We start from the raw sequence: 22,466 nt of genomic DNA on the forward strand, positions 1-22,466 counted from the left end.
GTCATCTTTTTTTGAACAGAAACCACCAGCCTGAGATTAAACCGATTGCCCCGCCAAGGATAAATCCGATTTGCCCCGTGGCTTCATATCCGCGAACGCCATTGAACACAAAATCCTCGGCATAATTTCCGCCGATGTACATGGCGATGAACAAACCAATCACCCCCAAAACAAATCCAATGACGAGCATAAAGAAAACGCGCAGTGTTGTTTTTAGCACTTTCAGTTCTCCTATATTTTGCGAAAGGGCAGTTGCATTTCCACAGTCACATTGTCTTCATCTTCACAGGTGAGCTCGCGCCCAAACAAATGCAATTCGCGATACGCGCCATTCGCCTCATAGCCGTTTTCACCAACCCACTGGAACAAAGCGCCAATCGCGTCGCCGACTTCGAGCAATTTTCCATGATGGATGACGGATGCCATTTCGGTCACCGCAGGCAGTTGATGAAGTTCCACGCCTCCCATCTGGACCTTTAGCCTGCTTCTGTTTTCCCAGACCTTTTCCTCCACGATAGCAGCCACCTCCATGTTGATGTCCGTTTCGACATATTCCGCGTTATCGTAGATTGCCAGTTCAGGCTCCAGCGGCGCGATTCGATTATCATCCAACCAGCGATAGACCGAGTCATACATCCCACAGCGGATATGGATAATTTCATCCAGTGTGGCGAGTGAAATTCGCGCCGAAACAATCGTCAACGGGCGAACTTCCTTCACGGTCACTTCATACGGTGAGACCGTTCCCTCGCGCTCGATCTGCCTCAGACGCGCCGCCACGCGCATGAGGCGCAGCTTTCCCTCTTTGAGTTCCTGTTCCAAATCCGCCTGCTTCATCATCAACATGCCGCGCAACTGCTCAGCGGACAAATTGTCGTTGAGCAATTGCGAAATTTGCTCCAGAGACAATCCCAAATCTTTTAACGCGATGATGCGGTTGAGTCGCGGGAGTTGTTCCGCTTCGTAATAGCGATAGCCTGAGAAGCGATCCACATGAACGGGTTTGAGCAAGCCCATCTCATCATAAATCCGCAAAGCGCGGACAGATACCTGCGCCAGTTGTGAGAAGTCACCGATTTTTAGCATGGGTAAAGTATAAACTCTTACGCAGGGACAGAGTCAAGTTTTCTGCTCATCAAAATCATTGATGTGATGATGACCACATCCTGCGCGAAGTGGATTGCCCACGCGATGAGAAGTCCCTGTGTTTCGACCAAACTCATTGCCAGCAGCCAGCCGAGGAAACCCGCCATCAATGCGCCAACAATTCCGCTGGGCATTCCGAAATAATGAGGAGCGCCGAAGACCACGCCTGAAATCAGGACGATGACGGATACCGAGAAAATTCCATACAGCGGTGAGACGATTCCGATTCTGAAGATGGCTTCTTCTGAAAAGGCGTTTGCCATCGAGAACGGAATTGACCAGAGCAGGCTGAACAAAAAGTATCGATAATCCACGCCTGCTTTTTTCAACTGGAAGAACATGAAGATACCTGTGCCAATGGTAATATACAGTCCGAGTGTGAGAGCAATCTCCAGCCAGGTCTCGTTGCCAGTGACTCCAAGCCACGTGATTTTGCTAATGTGCGCGTTGACGTCTCCCATGCGGAAGAAGCGCGCGAAGTTCTCAGGGTTGAGCAAATAGGTTAGGAGCAGAACAACGGCGGTCAGAATCAATTGCAGGGATTGAAATTTGATTTGAAAATCAACCACCGAGTTTTGGTTGAGGACGGTCTTGATTTTGGCAGTGACAGGTCGAAGGGCGAAAATGCCTGCGGCGGCGAGACCAACGATCAGGGCGGTGAGAAGCGGCGTCATGTTAACTTCCAATTCCGATGATGATAAAAATCGTCTCAAGCAGGTTCAATGCCAGATGCGCGGCAAATGGCGCAATGACATTTTTGCGCGTGACACGCAGATACGCGAAGGGGATGCCCGCGACGAGTCCTACCAACACGATATACCAGAAGCCACCCGTCCAGTGCAGGATGCCGAAGAAGAAAACCGAAATGGCGATGGCGGCGGGCTGACTGAAATTTCCGAGCAGACCAGTCAAGCCGTAGCCGCGATAAATGCTTTCTTCGACGAAGGGCGCGAGAAGCACATCTGCGATGGCGAAGGGGATGAGCGACGCGCCAAGCGCGGTGAGCACCGAACCAGCGGGGACGTAATCCCAAATGTTTTGCAGGCTGACGAGGATGGGAGTGAGAACGAAAAAGTAAAGCAGGGCAATCACCACGCCAGGGACGGCGCCGATGAGAATCTCACGCCAGAGTTGTTGACCGTCTTGCAGTTTCCAGCCGATGTCTTTCCACGAAAGACCTTCGCGCTTCATGGTTTTCATCAGGATGAGGAGCAGCCAAATTTGCAGCGCCACCAGTTGATAGGGCGTGGAGTCTGCTACGAGTTGAGGAATCGCCGCGGGGTCTTTTCCCTGCGTGACGAAGCCAAAATAAACAGAAGCGAGGACAATCAAGACCAGCGCGAGAAACGGCGCGGCGAGCAGAGTCCACCAGAGACGACCAGACTTTTGAGTGTTCATGTTAGATTTCCTTATTGATGGTTTCGATGGCTTCATCCAGCCAGCGGATTGTGGCTTCTTCAATCAACTCGCCCGAGCGCAGGGTCAATCCCCAGAACAGCGCGTCTTGCTTCAACTGCGGCACGTTCTCGCGTACATTTTGGATGGTGGCTTTTGTGTCAGTCTTGTATTCGTTCAATAATTTTTGGTGAAGGTCGCGCTGAAGTTTCAACTGGGTCAGCAGGGTTTCCTTATCCACACGGGCGCAGAAAAATAATTTAAGCAGGAAAGGGTCTTTGAGTTGGGGAAGTTCCGACGTTAGTGTCGCCCAGCCAATTGTCCAATTCCTGTGTGCCCTGTTCGGTGAGGGTGTACACGCGTCGGTCGGGACGACTGGTCTGCTCCTGCACATCGGAAGTGACCAGCCCCTCTTTTTCCAGCGCCTTGAGCGTGATGTAAATCTGGCTGAGTTTGGCGTGCCAGAAGTTGGACGTGGAGGTATCCATGAATTGTTTGAGGTCGTAACCTGTAGATGGGTTGTATTGGAGTAAGCCGAGCAGGGCGTATTTGAGCATTTTTCCTCTTGATATACAATTATTTATATATAATAATTTATATATAAGAGCTTGTCAAGAATGGAAAAACTAATCAATTGGAACTGGAATTTTCCACCACAATTGCGGTTGGATTACCAATGGCACTGGCGTTTTAGCAGAGCGATATAATTGGGTTATCACCGTTCTGGAGAGAAAAATGCCAAATAAACCCCACGTCCTGATTCCATTGCCCGATACCGACTTCGACCCGACCGAGTCCGCTACACCCTGGCGCGTGTGTGCAGAGCGAGGCTGGCGGGCAACATTCGCCACCGAGCATGGAAAAGTCGCGGCGGCAGACCATCGCCTGTTGATGGGATTCCTGCGCGGTCCGCTTGGGGCGGGAGCGATGGGCTTGCGTGATTACAAACGCATGACCGCAGCACTCGAATATCAGAAGCCGATACGATACGACGAGATTGATGCGGCTGACTATGATGCCATCCTGCTCACAGGCGGTCATGCCTCTGGCATGAAGCAATTTTTGGAAAGCAAAGTGTTGCAGGAAAAAATGGTGGATTTCTTCAAACAGAACAAAGGCGTCGGAGCAATGTGCCACGGATTGCTGGTGTTGGCGCGTGCCATAGACCCATCCACGGGGAAAAGCGTTTTGTACGATTACAAAACCACATCGCTCACCAGAGAGTTGGAACAGATTGGTTACGCTTCCACGTTTTGGTTGTTGGGACGGCGCTTTCGGACGTATGACGCGTATGTCGAGGATGAAACCCGCGCTGCATTAAAGGACACGCGCCAATATTCAAAAGGGTTGATACCCTTCCCACATTTCGTTGTGGATAGGAATTTGGTCACATCGCGTTATTGGTTGTTCGATGCCCTGCCGTATTCAATCGCATTTGCAGAGATGGTTGAACGGCGGAAAGGTCTTTTGTAGGCACTGGTTGAATCTCTCCATCAACCGTCATTGGGCAGTGTTCCTGTTAATGCTTGTTTTAGCTTTTTCTCCAAGAGCACTCTATCATTCTCGTTCTTCGTCAGTTTTATCGCTGTTTTCAAGTGCTCGATGCTTTTGTTGTTGTCCGAGTCTTTATAAAGTTCTGAAAGCAGCGAATGAAACAAGGAATTACCTTCGAGTTTTATTTTCAATGCTTCCTGCAAAGCGGCTTTGTTGCCTTTGACTTTTGCCAATGCATAGGTTCTATTTAACGCTGTTATTGGGGAGTATTGTTTTTGCAGTAACAGGTTATACAAAAGGAGAATGTGATTCCACTTCTCATTCTCTTCAACTGATCTTCGCGTATGCCAAAAAGCAATCATCGCTTCCAGTTTGTATTTTGATAAATGTGATTTCGAAGAGGATAACATCAGGTACAGTTCTCCCTTTTCAATCAATTCGGTGTTCCACTTTTCCGGGTTTTGATCACCATAAAGGATTTGTTCCCCTGATGAATTTATTCTGGATTCGAACCTTGAAGTCTGGAAACAAAACAATGCCAAAAGAGCATTAACATCCGGCACGTTTGTTATATTTATTTTGGTGAGTTGATGTGCCAGACGCATGGCTTCAAAACAAAGGTCTTCACGAATTTTTTCATCTGTTGAGGTTGAAAAATAACCTTCATTGAACAATAAATAAAGTATGGACAATACACTGTCCAGCCGCTTTTCAATATCCTTTTGGGAAATGTCTTCGAGTTCCAGTTCGCTATTTCTCAAGGCTTCTTTTGCCCTAAAAAGGCGCTTGTTGATATTCTCTTTGCTGGTGAGCAGCGCATTACCGATCTCATCGATACTAAAGCCACAAAGCACTCGAAGAGCCAAGGCAACCTGCGATTCTGTCGTCAGGCTGGGATGACTGACCGCGAACATCATCCGAAGTAAACTGTCATTGATATTTTCTTCTGAAAAATCAAATTCTGTAATGGTCGGCGTATTTAATTGCAGTTCAGGGGCTATTTTTTTATCAAATAATTGCTGTCTTCTAAACAAATCGATTGCGTTGTTTTTGGCTACGTGATAAAGCCACGCTGTGGGGTTATCGGGAATCCCTTTAGACCCCCATGTTTCGACTGCCTTTAAGAATGTGTCGCTTACGATATCTTCGGCAATTTCAATGTTTGACAGCCCAAACGTTTTACAGAGTACGGCAACAATTTTGCTGTACTCTGTTCTGAATAAATGCGGTATGAGCTCATTTTCATTCAAAATGATAAACCTTGAGCGAACTTCAGATAACGGGAATGATGAATTTCAGGAACTTAGAAGTTCTTTTTGAGAGCGCACCCAAAATAATGGGTGCGCTCTCAAACTCTGTTTTCAATATCTACATTTCAAACGGCATTACGTCACGTACTTCTACTGTTGTTCCTCCGCTCAACAAAGTTGGGCATCCTTCGGTCATCGCCACGGCTTCATCCAGGTTTTCGGCTTTGCAGATCAGGTAACCGCCGACAATTTCTTTCATTTCGGTGTAGGGCCCGTCGCTGACCACGCCTTCTGCGTTGACAGTTCTTCCTTCAAACCCGAGCACATTTGTGGCAACAAATTTGTCCTGTGCGGCAATGTTTCCGATCCAGTTTTGCCATTGGATGACCGTTTGCTGCATTTGTTCAGGGGAAGGCTTGGGCTGATCCTTATCGCCTCTAAAAATCATAATATATTCACGCATTTCAAATTCTCCTTTTGTTATGGTTGTTCAGATCAAGCCTGAACATTGAGTTGAATATTTTTACACAATGGACACGCCCATTTGAGGTTGAGCACATCACGCATATTGTAGATGACTGGCTTTATTTGCTGATTATACGACTCAACCAAACCAGCCCAGCAGCAGCCACGACCACCACGGTCATCGTCACAATTTGCTGGGTTCCGATAGCCGCGAAGACACCATAAATCGCATAGGCGATCGAGAGCAACACGAAAGCCAAAAGCGATACGACCAGGGTTGGCATGGTACCGCGATGGCGCAGGTACATCAGCACACTGCCAAGCAGTGATGTCACAACACCAACGCCGAAGACCAGCGTCACCCACGCAGGCAGGGACGTAATCACCGCGACCTGTTCAGGCGTCATCATCGCCCCTTTCATGCTTGCTTCGGCGGCGGTCAGCGAATTGACGAACTGTAAGGCGCCAACAATGTTCCATAAGAGCCCAACGAGCGCAACGACGCTAAACCAAACTCCTGGCTGTGAAGACCATGCGGAACGGATACGGGAAAGTGAATTCATTTTTTATATCTCCTTGTGTAATTGATTTATGTTACTTACACCCTTATGACGAATGACTTTTGCAAAATAGGACATTAAGCAAAAAGTATTTTGGGAATTCCCACTGTTCTTTTTGCCCAAAACCTACAAGCCTGCGTGTAGCTATCGTCCTTTTGTGTCTTTCCCTGTTCAAAGACAAGGCGGGGTTTCAAGGAAATTGTCTAAAATCCTGCCTTTTGCCTGATGGCTAGAAAAATCAATACGGCTAGTACCACCACCATCGTCCAGCCGAATCAATCGCCGAAGCGGGTGTAGATGGTTTGACCTTCGACCACAAAGGTCTCGCCGACAGTCGCGCCGCGTTCATTGACCGTGATGAACCTCTTTTATTTTGGAATTTATCAGCAAGCTGATGGATAGATGATTCACTCTAAAGTCTGGACAGCAAGCTGTCCGACTCCAGAGTGATACGATTACGAAACCTTCTTTAACAGCTCCAACGCATGACGTTCTGGCTCATTGCCTTGATATGTTCCGACCACACCGCCTTGTTCGTCCAACACGGCGAGACCGACAACTTTGCTTGTGTCACCAAGGCCAAAGCCTTTGGTGGTTTTGCCGTCCCAATCAGGAAGAATGATGACGTAATCTTGCGGGTCTTGTCCCTGCGGAATGGACTTGCTTGCTTTTTCAAAAGAGTCACGCATGGATTTTTCAGCGAAGCCACGGAACAACTTTGGCACAGAATGCAAATCCACGACATTGGCGATGGTGATGGATGTGCAGGCTTGATATTCGTCAACAGCGCGGACAGCCTTGTTTATTCTTTCTGCGTCTTCGGAAGTATCAGCAGTGTGGAAGAGGAGAATGCTGCGTTTACCAATGGAATTAAGAGTCACTTCACGACCAGAACCTGCAGCTTTGAAAGTCACAGCTGGGGCGGAGGATTGGTAATTGGTAACTGGTAATTGGCTGGAGCTGGATTTAATCTCCACCTCACTGCTCACTGATACCTGATTACTGATTTCTTCACTAGGCGCGGTCATCAATGTCACAGTTGTTCCATCCATATAGCCGATCACCATGCGGGATGTATCGCGGCCCGAAAGCAGCGCGGCGCTCATGCCGCCACCGAATGTCCAGGCGCCAGTGAGGAAGAGATTCTTGATCGGTGTTTTGGCGTTCAAGCGGGTGGTATAGGCGTTTTCCACGGTTTGCTCGGTGCCATAGATCGCGCCGCCGACGTTGCGGCTGTAACGCCAGTTTGTAATTGGCGTGCCGACTTCGATGTACTTGATGGACTTGCGCAAGTTGGGAATGATTTTTTCCACGCGGTCAAGCAGCGCCTCCGTGGCGGCATTCTTCAACTCGTTGTATTGCGGGTTGTCGCTATAGTTTTCGAGGTTGCCGCCCGTGCCCCATTGATTGTCTGTGTTCCAATCGGCGAGCGAAAAAATATTTAAGACCGAACCGCCTTCGGGTGCGCAGTCAGGATCGGCAATGTCGTAGCAGGTAATTGAAACCGCAGTGCGGTCAAATTTCCATCCATCGCGGCTTGAAAATCTTTGTTGGAATCATAGCCTTCCGCCACAAACATTTCGTGATCGGTAAAACCTTCGGCTTGCAGGTTGCGGTCAAGACCAAGATACAAGACAAAATTCGAAATAGACGGCTTTGCTTCTTCAATGCCACGGACATAATCAGCGGGAAGATGTTCACGCCCGACAAATTTGAGCAGCGTATCGGGAGAGTTTGCGTTGCTGATTATGACATCCGCTTCGACGCGCAAACCCTTCTCTGTGACGACTGCCACCGCGCGTCCATCCTTAATCTCGATCTTGTTGACTGTCTGCTTGTAGCGAATCTCCCCGCCATATTTTTTCAACGTGGCTTCCAGCGCGCGGCTCATTGCCATACTTCCGCCTTCGGGATAATACGCACCCACAAGGTGATAACTAACCCACGGGAAGATGAAGATGGCCGCGTTGAGTTTTTCCGGCGGCAAGCCGTAGTATCCCCACAACGTAGAGAAGACCGCTTTGAGCTCCACATCTTGGATGAACTGGTTCATATACTCATCCCAGGAGATGGACATGGCCGACAGCATTTTTGGATACAAGGCTGGCATTTTTTCAAGCGGCGGACGAATGCCCGCGTCCCCTTCCGCGCCAAAGCGGCGGACTTGCCAATAGGTTTCGACCATGTCTGCGATCAGGTTGTGAATGCCTTCGCGTTCATGCGGAAAGAGACGCACCAGTTCAGTTTCATATTGCACAATGTCTGCATGAGCAACAACTTCATGTTTCGGGAATCGCACTGTGTAAAACGGATCCATGCGATGAAAGTGGACCTGATCGAATACTTCCAAATCTTTCAATATGGGGTACGCCCATCCGCCTGGAGCCGCGCCATCGAGGGCGTGCAAGGCAACTTCGAAGCGATATTTCCCGCGTCGAAACTCATGAGCATATCCACCGGGAACAGTGTGATGTTCGAGTACGAGAACTTTCTTCCCCGCCTTTGCGAGGTATCCTGCGGCGCTGAGCCCTCCCAGACCTGCACCGATGACAACTACGTCAAATTTTTCCATTTTGATTTTCCTTTTATTATTTCGGCATTTCCAATTTTGGTAATTTGCGAATTTTCGGCAAGGTGTTTTTCAGCCACGCAATTTCGTTCTCGTAATGGCTGGTGCCGTAATCAAGAGTCAACTGCCAGAGGTCGCGCAATCGTTTGACGCCAAGCTCTTTATAGTTACCGTCAATGTTTGCCTGCGCCGTTTGAAATTTCAGCAGATATTCTTCAATGGCCTCGATCCGTTTTTCGAACAGACTGACCAGCTCTTCATTTGCCAGATTATGGGCAAAGAAGACTTGAATGAGCCAGGCCTCGCGGGTGATGTCCAACGGCAGCGGAGTGGACACCCACTGACGCAGCTCGCCTCTTCCCTTAACTGTGATCTGATACTGTTTCCTGTTGGGTTTTCCTTCGCCTTGAATGACCTCCGATTCCACGAGGCCTTCGTTTTCCAGATTCTCCAACGCCTTGTAAATGTGACTTTGCGTGGCAGACCAGAAGTGGGTAACCGATTGATCGAAGAATTTTTTCAAGTCATAGCCAGACATGGGTTTGTATTCAAGAAAACCGAGGATTGCATGTGAAAGTGGCATTTATTTCTCCTTGTACTAATTCTTGAGCCAGTCGCTCATGGTCATGGATGATGTGCCGAGAATGGATTCCGCGCCGTTGGGTTGGCTGACCTTGGGTGACTTTTCAAAATAGGCCATCATCTGAACGAAGTCTTTCATCGCCGGGCTTTTCATCATCATCGCCAGCATTTTCCCGAACCAGATCGGCATGGACGCGGCTTTGACGCCAGAGTGGCGGGCGTCACAATATTGCTGAAGCGCGTCTGTCATCAGCAACATGGACTTGGGGACCGTTGAGAACGAAAGTCTTGTTCGCAGCGGCTTCGGTCTGGTGCGCTTTGAAACAGCGCGGGCAAAATCTGCCAGCGAGAGGAAATAATAGGACTGAGTTTGCTTTCCAAACACGGTGGCTCGGCCGTCGTTTACGAATAATGCAAGCGCGTCCATGAACCAGCTGGGGCGGAGGATGGTGTATTCCACGCCGCTTTTCTTCAGCACTTCTTCCGCTTTGAGTTTTTCATCGATCATGGCGTATCCGCGATTCTCGGGATTGGCAGTTGTGCCTGAAATGTAGCTTACGCGGACATTCTTGCGTCCCTGCCTGGCGAGGATCTCGGTCACATCACGTGCCACCTGAGCTTCAGACTGCCACGGTACGCTGATGTTGACTCCGCTCACATCTGCGAGTGCTTTTTCGAGGGTGGCTTTGTCTTCAAAACTGCCAGTAACGATCTCAACCTTGTCGCCGAGTAATTGGCGGGCTTTGTCTGCGTTGCGAACCAGCGCACGGACGGAAAACCCATCTGCGAGAAGTTGTTTGGTTACGGGTGCGCCGACAAACCCTGCCGCGCCGATGACGAGAATTTTCTTGTCCATTTTATTTTCTCCTGTTATTGGAATAATTTCGGGAACAACAACCCAGAGTGTTTCTTGTACTCTACGAATTGAGCGTGGCGTGACAATGACTTGTCTTTTGAAAGCATATTCTTCACGAAGAAACCAAAGACCCAACCGCTGAGCACGAGGAACGGCAGCCAGTGCAGCGACATGATGGCGTAGGCCGAGTAGATCATGATCTCCCCGAGGTAGTTCGGATTGCGGGTGTATTTGAACAGGCCGTCTTCGATCAGTCCCTTTTTATTTTGCAGGGTGTAAAACTTTTGCGCGTCGCTGACATAGTGCAGGAAAATGCCGAAGATGTACAGAACAAGCACGAGCGCGGTCAGAGGCGGTGTCAACGTCACGTGGCGGCTGATGAGCAGATAAGGCGCGAGGTAGTATCCTGCCAAAGGGAGGAAGATAAAAATAAATCCAACAAGGGGATGAACTTTTTCTTCAAAGCGTTTGTCGGCATAGAGCGCGTCTTTGATGAGCCAGAGGATGCTGTACGAGCCGTGAATGGCGAGGTAGATGAAGGCTTCAGTGCTCCAGTTGTTGAAGGCGAACATCAAGCCGAGGACAACGGGGGTGACGAGTGCTTTGTGTATGTTGATGAAGGTCGCGGTTTTCATATGTATTTCCTTTTGGTTTATATGTCTATGTAGATATATTACTTATTAGAAACATGTCTGTCAAGGGGTAAAACAAAAAATCCCCCGAAAGTCAGGGGGATTTTTTAGTGAATAGGCCTTATTTATTGGAATAACAGATGGGGGGCCGGTAAAAGGAGGGGGGGGGAATGAGATTTCCCGGGGGGGCGGGGCCCGCCGGGGGGCCCGGCGCGAAATGCGGCTTGTTCAACAAATTTCCATAACGTTGAGCGGACGTCCGCGTATGTCACTGCGGGCGACCATGCGGCTTCTTTGCAATTCGTATCGAAATATTTTCCCGTCACACCTTTGACTTCAGGTGAAGAAGCAAGATATACAGATGAGTGCGAAGCCTTTGCCGCAGATTTTCCGTCATCATCGCGTACCATAAACTTAAACAGCGGGAAAATAAAACGCATAAATCCTGGCAGCATTTCGGGCGTGACACTGCGCGTCATGTTGGTGCTAGCTTGCCCCGGATAGCAGACGTTGATCGTCACATCTTTTCACGCTGGGCAAACTCGTACATCAATACCATCATCGCCAGTTTGGATTGCGAATAGGAATTCAACCCGTCAAAGGAACGCTCCGCTTGTAGATTATCCATATCCAGTTTCGCGGGCACATCGCCGCCCATCAATGTGATTACACGTGGCGATGTGCTGGCTTTCAACGAATCCATCAGTAGATGAGTCAACAAAAATGGCGTGACCACATTCACCGCAAAATTGGATTCGATTCCATCCTCGGTTAATTTTCTTTCGGATGCCGCCAAGCCCGCGTTGTTGATGAGGACATCCAACCGCCTCAACCCGCGCCTTGAACTGCTCGGCTAAAGCATGGACATTTGCCTGCGCTGATAGATCGCCAGTCAGCAAGTCCACGTTTGCATTGCCGCTTGCTGCTTTAATTTCAGCCACGGCAGATTCTCCGCTGGATTGGCTGCGCCCTGTGATGACAACCCGCGCACCCATTTTGGCAAGCGCCAGTGCGGTTTGGAATCCAATTCCGCTAGTGGCGCCGGTGACGAGGACGATTTTATTTTGCATTATTCCTCTTTCATACCCGCTGTCAATTCAGGAATAACAAACATAAACGGCATGATCATGATCTGCACCAATGTGATGGGAATCCACACGAACGCCAGCACCGCAGAAGCAAGATTAATGATGACCGCCATCCGATCTTATTAGACGTTTTTTTTTTTCTTTATCAGTCAATTTGTTTGGAGCGAGGTCCGTGTCTACAAATGCATACTTCCAAAGGCATTATCCATCAACGCCGATAACGCCATGTTGAGCGGATACAATGCCACAACAAACGGGTTGCTGAGATAGTCACCGATGAAGGCGGTGATGAAAGGGAAAAGACATGGAGAAAAAGCAAGGCAACATTCAGCCACAAAAATATTGAATCCACTTTGTGGACCTTGTGCAGGATGTGATGATGGTTCACCCAAAAGATGGCGATGATGAAAAAGCTGAATAGAAAGCTGATGAATTTCGGCGCGAGGATTTTCATCCCTTCGAGAAATACAGCAAAGGTGCTGTTCTCCAATTCAGGGACTTTCAATTCAAGCACGAGAATGGTCAGGATGATGGCGAACATGCCATCGCTAAATGCTTCGAGGCGGGATTTGGTCATGGGATGTCCCCCTGGGGGGGTGGAAAAAGGGCGCCCGGGGGGGGGGGGCGGCGGCCGCCCCCCCCGGGCCCCCCCCCCCCCCCCGGGGGCCGCGGGGGGGGCCGCCGCGCCCCGCCTCGCCCCCGCCAGCGGGGCGGCCTTGCCTTCCCCCACCGGCGCCCCCCCCCCCCGCGGCGCCCCCAGCCCCCGGGGCCGGAGGCCGGCGCGGGGCGGGGCCCCGGGGACGGGCCCGGAGGGAGGCCCGCCCCCGCCGCCCTTGCCCCACGGCCCCGCCCCCCGGCCGGGGGGCCAGCCCCCCCCGCCCGCCCCGGCCCCGGGTGCCGGGGGGGGGGGGGCCCGCCCGAGTGCTTTTTGGTGGGCCTCCGGCCGGCGGGGCCGGGCCCCCCCCCCCGGCCCCGGGCCGGGGGGCCGGGGCCGCCCGCCCCCCCCCCGCGCCCGCGCCGCCCCCGCCGCCCCGGGGCCCGAACCCCCCCGCCCTTTCCTGTTTTAACTAAAGATAGTGACAGTCCTTTTGGAGGCTGTCACTGAAGGCATTCACGTTACGAACCTGGTTTAGTGCTTGTCTCTCTCACCGACGATCTTGAACATGGTCACAATAATTGTCAATTCAACCGCGATAAATACAATGGGCATTAACAAGGCGGTGAGGGGATTTCCCGCAATGATCGACAAGACCAGATCCTGGGCTTCAACCAAAAAGCGGATGATCATCACAATGGCGATAGATTCAGGCACGCCCCTTAAGGATACAATCCCGAGGGCAATTCCAATGGCAACATTGCGCGCACTAAAAATGTAAGCAGCATTCAGGCTTGCGGCTGTGTCAGCGCCCAACCCCGGTAGAATACCGGCAGGGGCAAAATATCCTGAAAGACCGTACGCCAGGTTGAGCAGGGTGACAAGACCAGCAATGATCCTGACCCAGGTTGGAACAAGTTTGGCAGCAGGACTCATAATTTATCTCCTTGATATGTGTAAATATTAGTTTTACGGATTTACCAACGTGTAATGCTCTTGTCTTGCGCTTGAAAACTCCAATAAAGAGCCAAAGGCTTGACCTTCTTTCAAGGTCATGAAAATTGGCGTCCAGGCTTCGGCGGCTTCTTTGCTGTCCCAGCGCAGGATGATCAACCAGGAACCATCGGCATCCTGATAGATATCGCGACCTTGATAGCCAGCTTGCTTTTGGATCGCTCCGCTGCGGATATCTTTTTCTGCGCTTAAGAATTGTTCGGCGGTTACATCTGCTTTTAGATTAAAGCGGACGACTTCAAGATATTGTGATTTGACTTGTTCCATTCCGGGGACCGGGCCGGGCCGGCGGGGGGGGGGGCCCCCCCCCCCGGGGGGCCCCCCCCCCCCGCCGCCCCCCGGGGGGCCGCCGCGGGCGGGGGGGGGGGGCCCCGGGCCGCCGCCCCGGCCCCCGGGGGGGCCGGGGGGGCCCCGGGGGGCCCCCCCCGGCCGGCCCCCCGGGCCCCCCCCCGGCCCCCCCCCCCCCGGGGGCCGGGGGGCCGGGCCCCCCGGGGGGGCGCCCCCCCCGGCCCCCCCCCCCCCCCCCGCCCCGGGGCGCCCCCCCCCGGGCCCCCGCCCGCCCCCCCGCCGGCCGGCCGGCGCGGGGGGGGGGGGGCTTTGTCTCTCCTTGAGTTTGTGATAAAATTTGTGTGACTAATCACGTAATTCCTATTATATGTGCGTGAGCACGCATTTGTCAAGAGCAAAAGGAGAATTTCATGGGAGACGGATTTACAGAAATCGAACAGAATGCCTGGGGCGGGTTTCTGGGCGTTTACGGACGTATGAACCGCATGATCGAAGAGGATTTACAATCACATTCTCACATCACGCATGTTGAGTTTGAGATTCTGCTGCGGCTTTCGTGGAATGAGAATCATCGGGTGCGGATCCAAGATTTGGCTGCTGAGAGCGTTCTCACGCGCAGCGGAGTAAGCAGGTTGGTGGAGCGGCTGGAAAAAGCAGGGCTGGTCACGCGCGAAGAAGCCCCCGAGGATCGGCGCGGAGCATATGCTGTATTGACGAAAGAAGGCGCTGCAAGATTTGAAAAGGCAATTAAGGCGCATGTCGCTTTTGTGAGAGAGAACTTTCTCAGCAAGTTCAGTGATAAAGAGCTGAATCAAATGTCGGCTTTTGGCAGCGGTTGGAAAATCAAGAATAGAAGACTCGGGTCAATTTTTATCCTTGACAATATTATATACATAAATATAATATATGTATATATAAAACAAGGAGAGAAAAATATGTGGACAACTGAACATACACTCGTGACGGATGCATCCAAGGAAGCGGTCTGGAAAGTTTGGGCAGACGTGGAGAATTGGTCAAAATGGGATAAGGGCGTGGAGTGGTGCCACATCGAAGGTGAATTCAAAGCGGGCACGAAATATACGCTCAAGCCAGTGGGCGGACCAGAGGCAAAAGCCGTGATGATCGAATGCCAGCCTTTGATGCGTTTTGTGGATGTGACCCATCTTCCGCTGGCGAAAATGGAATTTGCCCACGAACTGAAAGAAGAGAAAGACGGCTTGCATGTGACTCATCGCGTGACGATTTCAGGTCCGCTGAGTTTTCTGTTCGCGCAGGTGATTGGCAAAGATACCGCCAGAGATTTGCCCGAGACAATTGGCAGGCTGGTCAACCTCGCGAAGGAGTCCAAATGAGCGAGCCGCGCTATTGGTTGATTGTTGTCTCAAAGAACCATGTGATGAACGGTGTGCGCTGGGGAATTGCGCAAGCCAATCACGGCAAGGCGGCTCCGCTTAAGAGAATGCGAGTGGGGGATGGCGTTGTCTATTATTCGCCGAAGGTTGAGTTTGAAGGCAACGAGAAATTACAGGCATTTACCGCCATCGGTGAAGTGGCAGGTGAATCTGTCTATCAATTCGATATGGGCGGCGGATTTGTTCCCTATCGCCGTGATGTAAAATACAAAGAATGTATTGAAGTTCCCATTTTGCCGTTGATCCCCGCTCTTACATTCATCAAGGATAAAACGAGTTGGGGCTATATGTTTCGGTTCGGGTTCTTCGAAATCCCCAAGGTGGATTTTGACTTGATCGCGAGTCGAATGTTGCCGGAGAAAATAAATGCCTGATGACGTTTTTCAATTTGAAATGCGGATGAAAGCCCGGGCTTTTTGCTTGGCAGGTTTCAGCATGTGGCAGAGGCAGATCAATGCGGGTTTGAAACCATTTGATCTGACCCACGCCCAATTTGTTTTGCTTGCTTCCATGACATGGCTTGCAGTCAGTGAGAAACCCCTTACACAAATAGACCTTGCCAATCATGCCAAAATGGATGTAATGATGACTTCCAATGTGTTGCGCACGTTGGAGGAAAAAGGATTGATCCTGCGCAAGCCGCATCCCACAGATACAAGAGCAAAGTCCCTTGCTGTTACCAACAAGGGACTTAAACTGGCGGAGCAGGCTGTGCAGGTGGTGGAAGGCATCGACCGTGAGTTTTTCAACTCGCTGGGCGCAGGGGCTTCGGCCTTTAATAAACAATTATTGAAACTGATTGATTCTGATACCTAGAACTTGTTTGATTTTTTCAGGGAGAGACTCTTAATACATTCTGCTTTGCATGGCCTGAAAACTTTGGAAGGCCAGAAATCCAAATAGAATGGCCATATAGGTGCTGCCCAGAAAGAGCAGTCCGCCGATTGCTGCTGCTGCGCCTGCAATGACAGAGACACCAAGCGATGTGCGCAGGCCGTTCAATGGATCGGTTTGGATTAGGATGTGCCGGGTCACCTGGCCGCCGTCCAGTGGATAGACGGGCATTAGATTGATAAATCCCCAAAAAATATTAACCCAAAGCAGACTCATAAAGAATGAGTTCAAAACGTCTCCACCGATGGAATGTAAACGACCGGGAATGGAAGAAATCCAAATAGTACAGTGGGGGCTACAATGCCGCCCAATAGAATGGTTATGACCAAAATAAGACCGGCAAATAAAAATCCGGCAAATGGCCCTGCCAAGGAAATGATGATCTGTTGATTGGCTGAAATTGAATATCGCCCGCCAAACGAAAATGAAAATGAGTTTGGCACAGTCAGTCCGCCCGTTGCATGGAGAATGATCTCCGAGTCAATTCCGTAGCGGCGGAAGGCGAGGGCGTGCCCCAATTCGTGGATCAGAATGGAAACAAACATGGCGATCACCCAGCCGATCAGGCCAGAGACGCTGCCGGATGAAGATCCAAAGAGCAGAGCGATCACCCAAAATAAAGGGTGGACTCGCACTGTGAATCCGGCAAGGGAGAAGTTAAGGTCAAAGCGGGTGGCGGGTGGGACTTGAAATAACATGGTCTTATATTTTCCTTGAGTATGGTAAAAACAGCAAAATTTTCAGAAAATCTAAAAATGGTAACGGGCAGTATACTCTGAAATGGCGGGACTGATGTTTTTTACGTGGTTCGTGATTCATGTATGAAGTTTGCAATTCTCGCGGTGGTAGAATCGAACTGTAATTTAAATTGATATCCCACTCTGGAGTGAATCCCATGTCTAACCCTGTAATTGTTGATGCAATCCGCACGCCGATCGGCGCATTGGGCGGAGTGCTTGCTTCCGTCCGTCCTGATGATATGGCGGCGCATGTGATCAAGTCCATTCTCGAACGCAATTCATTCGACCCCGCGCTGGTTGAAGAAGTATTTTTTGGATGCGCGAATCAAGCTGGTGAAGATAATCGCAACGTGGCACGCATGGCGGCACTTCTTTCGGGGTTGCCGCTGCAGGTCGGAGGCGTAACAGTTAACAGGTTGTGTGCTTCGGGTCTCAATGCCATCAATCAGGCGTCGCGGGCGATCAAATCCAATGAGGGAGATATCTACATCGCGGGCGGAGTTGAATCCATGAGCCGCGCACCGTATTCACTTCCAAAAGCGGAAGCGGGTTATTCATTTGGAAATTTAACCGCGTACGATACAGCTCTCGGCTGGCGCTATCCGAATCCAAAAATGAAGGAAATGTACGGCACAGATTCAATGGGCGAGACCGCCGAAAATATTGCAAAGGAGCGCCCGCACATCACGCGCGAAAAACAGGATGCCTTCGCAGTGCGTTCGCATCAACTTGCAATTGCCGCAATTGACTCAGGAAGATTCAAACAGGAAATTATTCCGGTTGCGATTCCTCAGAAGAAAGGCGATGTAAAACTCGTGGACACAGATGAACGTCCGCGCCGCGACACGACTCTCGAATCTTTATCCAAACTGAAGCCTGCTTTTTCCAAAGACGGCGGGACTGTCACAGCTGGGAATTCCTCGGGGCTGAATGACGGCGCATCCGCGTTGCTGATCATGAGCGAAGAAAAAGCAAAAGCATTAAATCTCAAACCACTAGCGCGGATCGTGACCTCGGCCTCAGCCGGTGTGCCCCCGCGTGTGATGGGAATTGGTCCCGTGCCCGCCGTGAAGAAAGCGCTTGAACGCGCCGGCTTGCAGATTCAAGATATTGGCTTAATGGAATTGAACGAAGCCTTTGCTGTGCAGTCGTTGGCGGTCATCGAAGACCTCGGCATTGACCCCGCACTCGTCAACGTCAACGGCGGCGCCATCGCCATCGGACATCCACTCGGCTGTTCGGGTGCGCGGCTCGTCACAACGCTGGTGCATGAAATGAAAAATCGCGGCAATGTGAAGTATGGCATTGCTACTCTTTGTGTTGGAGTGGGGCAGGGCGAAGCAACAGTGATCGAGTATTTAGGATAAAAACAAGTCAAAGGTCGAAGGTCAAAACTCATATCGACCTTCGATCTTTGACTTTCGACTTCTTTTGGAGACCAAATGAAAAAATTTATTTCTTTCCTCATTCTTCTTTCTTTTCTTGCCGCCTGCGCTGCGCCAACGCAAACCGCAGCTATACAAAATATAGAATTACCAACTGCGACGGTTGAATTCACGCCCATTCCAACTTTCACGGCTGAACCAACGATTCAACCAACTCAGGATTTTCCGACCTTTACACCGCCCACAGCGTCGCTTGCTCAAGCCAACGCGATTCAATTCAAAGCCAACGGAACCTATGCAGATATTACAGATTCCATCCCAACCAGCACAAGCAAAACTTATGTAGTCAATGCCATGCAGGGACAGGTCATGTCCATTTCGATCCTGTCGCAAATTCCTGATGGGGGATGGGGATATATTCCGATGCAGATCAAAGGTGCCGACGGGAGCATTCTTTGTCCGCAATCTGTGGAATCTGAATGTATGTTTTGGCGCGGCGCATTGCCCGCTTCACAGGATTATTTTGTAACCCTGACTCCCAATGGGGACGTGCCGCAATTCACCATGCGCGTTGCGATCAATCCGCCCGGCAAGGATGTGCAATATTTTTCATATGACAATTCTGCCACTGGGTTGTCATTAACATATTCCGATGAATTTGCGCCTGCATTGCCGGTAGTTGGAAATTATAAAACAGACCCCGAGTTAACATTGCATTTTATCGACTCAAAAACGTATGAAAAAACTAATTTAAGCGAAGTGTATTTATTGGTCAGTTCCACCTCTGATGCGCAGACCGTTGCAACCTGCACAGAACTAAATCAAAATGGCGGCGGACCTGAATATCCTGTTGGAGATGAAATTATCAATGGCTTTACTTTTACCCACAGCACATCTGAAGGCGCGGGTGCGGGCAATTACTATCAACAGGAAATCTATCGCACGGTAAATCAAAATATTTGTTATGAAGTGATCTACTATATTCACTCTACAAATGTTGGCAATTACACACCCGGCACAGTGACTGAATTTGATCGTGAAGGTATCCTGAAAAAATGGCAGCAATTTTTCTCCACGTTAACCTTTAAATAACCGGAGGCGAAATTTTGACTCACAAACATTTTCTCACCCTCCTGCTGACTCTGACTCTCACCACCCTCGCCTGCGGACTGGCTGCGCCCGCATCCCCCTCACCGACGCCTGTTCCCGTCCAAGTGACAGTTCCAGCGCCGACAGATCCTGCTCCAAACCTGTCCGCTGAGCAAATGAAGAATGCCCAGTATCAACTCGGCGCACGTGACGATCATACAGTTGTGCAACTAACCGATGGAAAATATCAACAAGGCACAGACGCCACCACAATGGACTTTGCCAACGCCGGAATTACCGAGTTTATTTCCGTCGGAGATTTAACCGGCGATGGCATTGCCGAAATCGCCGCCATCTTTTTTGAAAACTACGGCGGCACTGGCAACTTCGGTTTCCTCACCATTTATACAAATGTCAACGGCCAGCCTGCTTTTCTAACCTCAATCATGATCGATGACCGTCCGCTGATTAATAACATGTCAATCGAGAATGGCGAAATCTATCTCGATGCCGTGATCCATGGCTTTGAAGACGGCGGGTGTTGTCCCACGCTTCAAACCACACAGAGATATGCACTGGTCAATAACAAACTGCGTCTGACAAATTACACGACCGTCAATCCTGAAGGAAGAATACGCAGTATTGAAATTATGTCTCCGGCCGATCAAACGCAGGTTTCAGAGTTCGTGCAGGTCAATGGAGCGGTCAGCATTGCTCCGTTTGAAAATAACCTATCCTATTTTATTTATGATGAAGCCGGCACCCAACTCGCCAGCGGACCCGTGACTGTCACCGCGCCCGATTTCGGCGCACCCGGAACATTCAGCGAGTTGATTCCACTGGCGGGGATTCCTGTCAACACGACCATCTATTTGGAGATTCAAGATATCAGTGCCGCAGATGGTTTTATTCAGGCATTGGATGTTGTAAAATTGATAGTGAAGTAATCTGAATGATATTTGGCAGCGAGACTATATTTTGTTAGCTAGTAGAGGAGAGAGAACCCCATGCCCCATTTAGTTCGTGATTGGATGTCCAGCCCGGTTGTTGTCGTTGACCCCGATTCAAGCGTTTCCTATGCAATGACGCTCATGCGCCGCCGCAATATTCACAGCGTGATCGTGGATGTCAGCGAGAAGAATCCGTCATATGGCATTGTGACCACCACAGATGTCAGTATCAAGATCGTCGCCGCTGAACGTAACCCGGCCGAGACCACCGTGCGCGAGATCATGTCTGGCCCGCTCATCACCGGCCGCGCAGATTGGACTTTGAAAGAATGCTCAAAGATATTGGAGAAATACAAGTTTCATCATTTGCCAATCGCCGATGAACACGGCACTTTGATCGGTTTAATCTCAGCCACTGATATTTTTATGTCAGTCGAAGAACAAGGCTGGGACGAAGAGAAAAATGCGCGGTTTTAATCCGCGTCCATTAATAAAAGAGTCAGCCCGCATAAAATCCGAGCTACTTTTGTTTTTTCTTTACACAGATGATTAATAAATGTGAAAAAATTTCAACCCCGAAGGGGTGACAGATCTTTTAAAGAAGACTAAGTTTGTTTAAAACCCTAAAAAATGCAAAGAGTTGTTTATTTCTCGATCAAATTGACAGCAGTTTGTTTCATGTGTGCCAGCACACCGCGAAACCCATTCAAGCGTTGACCTGAAATGGCTTCCTCCAAATTCATGGGGGCGAAGAAATCTGCGGGCACAGCTAAAATTTCTTCGGGCTTGCTGCCATTCAATCCGCTGGCGAGGATGCAGGCCAGCCCTTGCACAGTGGGGGATTGCGGGGGAATGTCAAAGTGAAAGGTCACGCCGCCGTCATCCTGTTTTTCGCCAAATAAAAATACGGGCGTCATGCACTCAGGGATGGGTTCCATCTTTGCACGTTCTTCAGCAAATCTTTCAGGGAGCGAAGGCAAAGACTCGGCATACCCGATCAGCGTTTCTATTTTTTCCTCGCGGCTCATGCCGGCGAAGTCGTCAACGATCTCTTGTAATTTTGTGGGTAGGTAATGCAGGGACGGGATTTTCCCGCCCCTGCGATAAATACAAATTTATTTTTCGATCGGCGCATCCACCAGGTTGCCCCATTCCGTCCATGAACCATCATAGTTCTTGACATTGGGATAACCAAGCAGATACTTCAACACGAACCAGGTCAACGATGATCTTTCACCGATACGACAGTACGCGATCACATCTCCGTCAGCTTTGATATTTTTTCCTTCGTAAATAGCAACCAGCTCCTCGGTCGTCTTGAACGTTGCATCAGCTTCGTTGACTGCCTGCGACCAGGGAATGCTGACAGCCGCGGGAATGTGCCCGCCGCGAGTCGCACCTTCCTGCGGATAGTTTGGCATATGCAGCATCTCGCCGGAGTATTCTTTTGGAGAGCGGACGTCCACCAGAGCTTTCTTCGCGTTGCTGTGCGCGAGGACTTCATCACGGAATGCGCGAATGGATTTATCCGCTTCTTTCGCGCTGTACGCTGTTCGGGCATACGATGGAGTTTCTCTCACGAGGGGGCGTTTTTCCTGCTCCCATTTGGCGCGTCCGCCGTTCATGATCTTTACATTTTTATGGCCGTAGTATTCAAAGAGCCACAAGGCATAGCAGGCGAACCAGTTGGATTTATCACCATAAAAAACGACAGTGGTGTCGTTGGCGATTCCAAGTTTGGCGCACATTTCTGCGAACTGTTCCTTTGTGACAAAATCACGGCGAACCGGATGCTGAAGCGTGCTGAACCAATCGACCTGTACTGCGCCTGCGATGTGTCCCATCGGGTAGAGCAATGGATCTTCGTCTGATTCAATAATGCGGACGGTTGCGTCGTTCAGATGGTTGGCGACCCATTCGGTGTCGACCAGATATTCGGGGTGTGCGTAAGACATTTTGTACTCCTGTTTTAAAGTGTTGATCACGTTTTGTCTGTATATTTTTTACCACAGAGATGGAAAATTTCACAGCCAAAAATTATTTTATATAGAGTGGGATT

The 22,466-nt window shown here is 50.2% G+C and carries 31 protein-coding genes and 1 pseudogene; 8 read left to right on the plus strand and 24 right to left on the minus strand.

What is annotated here, in order from left to right; genetic code table 11:
• Nucleotide 1 precedes the first annotated feature (1 nt).
• Genes IPL71_RS18310 through IPL71_RS18335 form a run of 6 tightly spaced genes read right to left on the minus strand, consistent with a single transcriptional unit; the run spans nucleotide 2 to nucleotide 3,098 of the window.
• Nucleotides 2–220, minus strand: a complete 219-nt coding sequence (locus IPL71_RS18310) for a hypothetical protein (protein ID WP_345324110.1) — start codon at nucleotides 218–220, stop codon at nucleotides 2–4.
• 11 nt (nucleotides 221–231) lie between these two features.
• Complete coding sequence (locus IPL71_RS18315) at nucleotides 232–1,086, minus strand: MerR family transcriptional regulator (RefSeq protein ID WP_345324112.1); 855 nt, start codon at nucleotides 1,084–1,086, stop codon at nucleotides 232–234.
• Between the two features lie 17 nt (nucleotides 1,087–1,103).
• Entirely contained in the window at nucleotides 1,104–1,820 is a 717-nt protein-coding gene (locus IPL71_RS18320; RefSeq protein ID WP_345324114.1) for a CPBP family intramembrane glutamic endopeptidase, read from the minus strand.
• Nucleotide 1,821: 1 nt separating this feature from the next.
• Nucleotides 1,822–2,544: a CPBP family intramembrane glutamic endopeptidase gene (locus tag IPL71_RS18325; RefSeq protein ID WP_345324115.1), complete on the minus strand. Its 723-nt coding sequence runs from the start codon at nucleotides 2,542–2,544 to the stop codon at nucleotides 1,822–1,824.
• A 1-nt stretch (nucleotide 2,545) separates the two neighbouring features.
• On the minus strand, nucleotides 2,546–2,782 hold the full coding sequence (locus IPL71_RS18330; protein ID WP_345324117.1) for a virulence activator alpha C-terminal domain-containing protein: 237 nt from the start codon (nucleotides 2,780–2,782) through the stop codon (nucleotides 2,546–2,548).
• Nucleotides 2,783–2,801: 19 nt separating this feature from the next.
• Entirely contained in the window at nucleotides 2,802–3,098 is a 297-nt protein-coding gene (locus tag IPL71_RS18335; RefSeq protein WP_345324119.1) for a PadR family transcriptional regulator, read from the minus strand.
• Nucleotides 3,099–3,276: 178 nt separating this feature from the next.
• On the opposite strand from IPL71_RS18335, the gene IPL71_RS18340 reads away from it, so the two are divergent.
• Nucleotides 3,277–4,014 carry a type 1 glutamine amidotransferase domain-containing protein gene (locus IPL71_RS18340; RefSeq protein WP_345324121.1) on the plus strand — a complete coding sequence of 246 codons (738 nt, stop codon included), beginning with the start codon at nucleotides 3,277–3,279 and terminating at the stop codon, nucleotides 4,012–4,014.
• A gap of 20 nt (nucleotides 4,015–4,034) precedes the next feature.
• Here IPL71_RS18340 and IPL71_RS18345 read toward each other — a convergent pair whose 3' ends face one another.
• The 14 genes and pseudogenes from IPL71_RS18345 to IPL71_RS18410 all read right to left on the minus strand — a co-directional run bounded on the left by IPL71_RS18345 (nucleotide 4,035) and on the right by IPL71_RS18410 (nucleotide 13,913).
• Nucleotides 4,035–5,285 (minus strand): RNA polymerase sigma factor, encoded by a 1,251-nt coding sequence (locus IPL71_RS18345; RefSeq protein ID WP_345324123.1) that lies wholly within the window; start codon nucleotides 5,283–5,285, stop codon nucleotides 4,035–4,037.
• A gap of 118 nt (nucleotides 5,286–5,403) precedes the next feature.
• Nucleotides 5,404–5,748: a YciI family protein gene (locus tag IPL71_RS18350; protein WP_345324125.1), complete on the minus strand. Its 345-nt coding sequence runs from the start codon at nucleotides 5,746–5,748 to the stop codon at nucleotides 5,404–5,406.
• Nucleotides 5,749–5,869: 121 nt separating this feature from the next.
• Nucleotides 5,870–6,313: a hypothetical protein gene (locus tag IPL71_RS18355; RefSeq protein WP_345324127.1), complete on the minus strand. Its 444-nt coding sequence runs from the start codon at nucleotides 6,311–6,313 to the stop codon at nucleotides 5,870–5,872.
• 452 nt (nucleotides 6,314–6,765) lie between these two features.
• Entirely contained in the window at nucleotides 6,766–7,809 is a 1,044-nt protein-coding gene (locus IPL71_RS18360; protein WP_345324220.1) for a phytoene desaturase family protein, read from the minus strand.
• The gene (locus IPL71_RS18365; RefSeq protein WP_345324129.1) at nucleotides 7,752–8,882 is read right to left on the minus strand and encodes a phytoene desaturase family protein; all 1,131 of its coding nucleotides are present in this window, start codon (nucleotides 8,880–8,882) and stop codon (nucleotides 7,752–7,754) included. Before IPL71_RS18365 ends, IPL71_RS18360 begins: the two co-directional genes overlap by 58 nt.
• Before the next feature lie 16 nt (nucleotides 8,883–8,898).
• Nucleotides 8,899–9,462 (minus strand): PadR family transcriptional regulator, encoded by a 564-nt coding sequence (locus IPL71_RS18370; protein ID WP_345324130.1) that lies wholly within the window; start codon nucleotides 9,460–9,462, stop codon nucleotides 8,899–8,901.
• Nucleotides 9,463–9,477: 15 nt separating this feature from the next.
• Nucleotides 9,478–10,317: an SDR family oxidoreductase gene (locus IPL71_RS18375; protein WP_345324132.1), complete on the minus strand. Its 840-nt coding sequence runs from the start codon at nucleotides 10,315–10,317 to the stop codon at nucleotides 9,478–9,480.
• Nucleotides 10,318–10,331: 14 nt separating this feature from the next.
• Entirely contained in the window at nucleotides 10,332–10,952 is a 621-nt protein-coding gene (locus tag IPL71_RS18380) for a DUF1295 domain-containing protein (RefSeq protein WP_345324134.1), read from the minus strand.
• A 514-nt stretch (nucleotides 10,953–11,466) separates the two neighbouring features.
• Nucleotides 11,467–11,781 (minus strand): SDR family NAD(P)-dependent oxidoreductase, encoded by a 315-nt coding sequence (locus tag IPL71_RS18385; protein WP_345324136.1) that lies wholly within the window; start codon nucleotides 11,779–11,781, stop codon nucleotides 11,467–11,469.
• A pseudogene (locus IPL71_RS18390) lies at nucleotides 11,780–12,019 on the minus strand (SDR family NAD(P)-dependent oxidoreductase); the annotation flags it as partial. The gene IPL71_RS18385 and the pseudogene IPL71_RS18390, both read right to left, overlap by 2 nt.
• Nucleotides 12,019–12,150 (minus strand): hypothetical protein, encoded by a 132-nt coding sequence (locus tag IPL71_RS18395; RefSeq protein ID WP_345324138.1) that lies wholly within the window; start codon nucleotides 12,148–12,150, stop codon nucleotides 12,019–12,021. The gene IPL71_RS18395 and the pseudogene IPL71_RS18390, both read right to left, overlap by 1 nt.
• Nucleotides 12,151–12,245: 95 nt before the next feature.
• On the minus strand, nucleotides 12,246–12,614 hold the full coding sequence (locus IPL71_RS18400) for a TMEM175 family protein (RefSeq protein ID WP_345324139.1): 369 nt from the start codon (nucleotides 12,612–12,614) through the stop codon (nucleotides 12,246–12,248).
• A gap of 552 nt (nucleotides 12,615–13,166) precedes the next feature.
• Nucleotides 13,167–13,568, minus strand: a complete 402-nt coding sequence (locus IPL71_RS18405) for a DUF4267 domain-containing protein (protein WP_345324141.1) — start codon at nucleotides 13,566–13,568, stop codon at nucleotides 13,167–13,169.
• A 33-nt stretch (nucleotides 13,569–13,601) separates the two neighbouring features.
• On the minus strand, nucleotides 13,602–13,913 hold the full coding sequence (locus IPL71_RS18410; RefSeq protein WP_345324143.1) for an antibiotic biosynthesis monooxygenase family protein: 312 nt from the start codon (nucleotides 13,911–13,913) through the stop codon (nucleotides 13,602–13,604).
• A 431-nt stretch (nucleotides 13,914–14,344) separates the two neighbouring features.
• Between IPL71_RS18410 and IPL71_RS18415 the strand changes: the two genes are divergently transcribed.
• From IPL71_RS18415 to IPL71_RS18425, 3 genes are read left to right on the plus strand one after another with little or no spacing between them, the layout of a single operon-like run.
• Nucleotides 14,345–15,289: a MarR family transcriptional regulator gene (locus tag IPL71_RS18415; RefSeq protein ID WP_345324145.1), complete on the plus strand. Its 945-nt coding sequence runs from the start codon at nucleotides 14,345–14,347 to the stop codon at nucleotides 15,287–15,289.
• The gene (locus IPL71_RS18420; RefSeq protein ID WP_345324147.1) at nucleotides 15,286–15,723 is read left to right on the plus strand and encodes an EVE domain-containing protein; all 438 of its coding nucleotides are present in this window, start codon (nucleotides 15,286–15,288) and stop codon (nucleotides 15,721–15,723) included. Before IPL71_RS18415 ends, IPL71_RS18420 begins: the two co-directional genes overlap by 4 nt.
• Complete coding sequence (locus tag IPL71_RS18425) at nucleotides 15,716–16,165, plus strand: MarR family winged helix-turn-helix transcriptional regulator (protein ID WP_345324149.1); 450 nt, start codon at nucleotides 15,716–15,718, stop codon at nucleotides 16,163–16,165. The genes IPL71_RS18420 and IPL71_RS18425 overlap by 8 nt, the downstream gene beginning before the upstream one ends.
• A gap of 30 nt (nucleotides 16,166–16,195) precedes the next feature.
• On the opposite strand, the gene IPL71_RS18430 is transcribed toward IPL71_RS18425, so the two are convergent.
• Together IPL71_RS18430 and IPL71_RS18435 are read right to left on the minus strand one after the other, a co-directional pair.
• Nucleotides 16,196–16,474: a site-2 protease family protein gene (locus IPL71_RS18430; RefSeq protein WP_345324151.1), complete on the minus strand. Its 279-nt coding sequence runs from the start codon at nucleotides 16,472–16,474 to the stop codon at nucleotides 16,196–16,198.
• Entirely contained in the window at nucleotides 16,471–16,941 is a 471-nt protein-coding gene (locus IPL71_RS18435) for a site-2 protease family protein (protein WP_345324153.1), read from the minus strand. Before IPL71_RS18435 ends, IPL71_RS18430 begins: the two co-directional genes overlap by 4 nt.
• Before the next feature lie 197 nt (nucleotides 16,942–17,138).
• On the opposite strand from IPL71_RS18435, the gene IPL71_RS18440 reads away from it, so the two are divergent.
• From IPL71_RS18440 to IPL71_RS18455, 4 genes are all read left to right on the plus strand, one after another.
• Nucleotides 17,139–18,350, plus strand: coding sequence for a thiolase family protein (locus tag IPL71_RS18440; RefSeq protein ID WP_345324155.1), 1,212 nt, complete (start codon nucleotides 17,139–17,141; stop codon nucleotides 18,348–18,350).
• 75 nt (nucleotides 18,351–18,425) lie between these two features.
• Nucleotides 18,426–19,460 carry a hypothetical protein gene (locus IPL71_RS18445; RefSeq protein WP_345324156.1) on the plus strand — a complete coding sequence of 345 codons (1,035 nt, stop codon included), beginning with the start codon at nucleotides 18,426–18,428 and terminating at the stop codon, nucleotides 19,458–19,460.
• 14 nt (nucleotides 19,461–19,474) lie between these two features.
• Nucleotides 19,475–20,404 carry a Gmad2 immunoglobulin-like domain-containing protein gene (locus IPL71_RS18450; RefSeq protein WP_345324158.1) on the plus strand — a complete coding sequence of 310 codons (930 nt, stop codon included), beginning with the start codon at nucleotides 19,475–19,477 and terminating at the stop codon, nucleotides 20,402–20,404.
• A 60-nt stretch (nucleotides 20,405–20,464) separates the two neighbouring features.
• Nucleotides 20,465–20,884, plus strand: a complete 420-nt coding sequence (locus tag IPL71_RS18455; protein ID WP_345324160.1) for a CBS domain-containing protein — start codon at nucleotides 20,465–20,467, stop codon at nucleotides 20,882–20,884.
• A gap of 167 nt (nucleotides 20,885–21,051) precedes the next feature.
• Here the strand turns inward: IPL71_RS18455 and IPL71_RS18460 are convergent, their stop codons facing one another.
• Nucleotides 21,052–21,522: a SufE family protein gene (locus IPL71_RS18460; RefSeq protein ID WP_345324222.1), complete on the minus strand. Its 471-nt coding sequence runs from the start codon at nucleotides 21,520–21,522 to the stop codon at nucleotides 21,052–21,054.
• Nucleotides 21,523–22,362: a sulfurtransferase gene (locus IPL71_RS18465; protein ID WP_345324162.1), complete on the minus strand. Its 840-nt coding sequence runs from the start codon at nucleotides 22,360–22,362 to the stop codon at nucleotides 21,523–21,525.
• Nucleotides 22,363–22,466: the final 104 nt, after the last annotated feature.

It is taken from the genome of Candidatus Villigracilis proximus (assembly GCF_016717045.1).
In the GTDB taxonomy this organism is placed as follows: Bacteria; Chloroflexota; Anaerolineae; order Anaerolineales; family Villigracilaceae; genus Villigracilis; species Villigracilis proximus.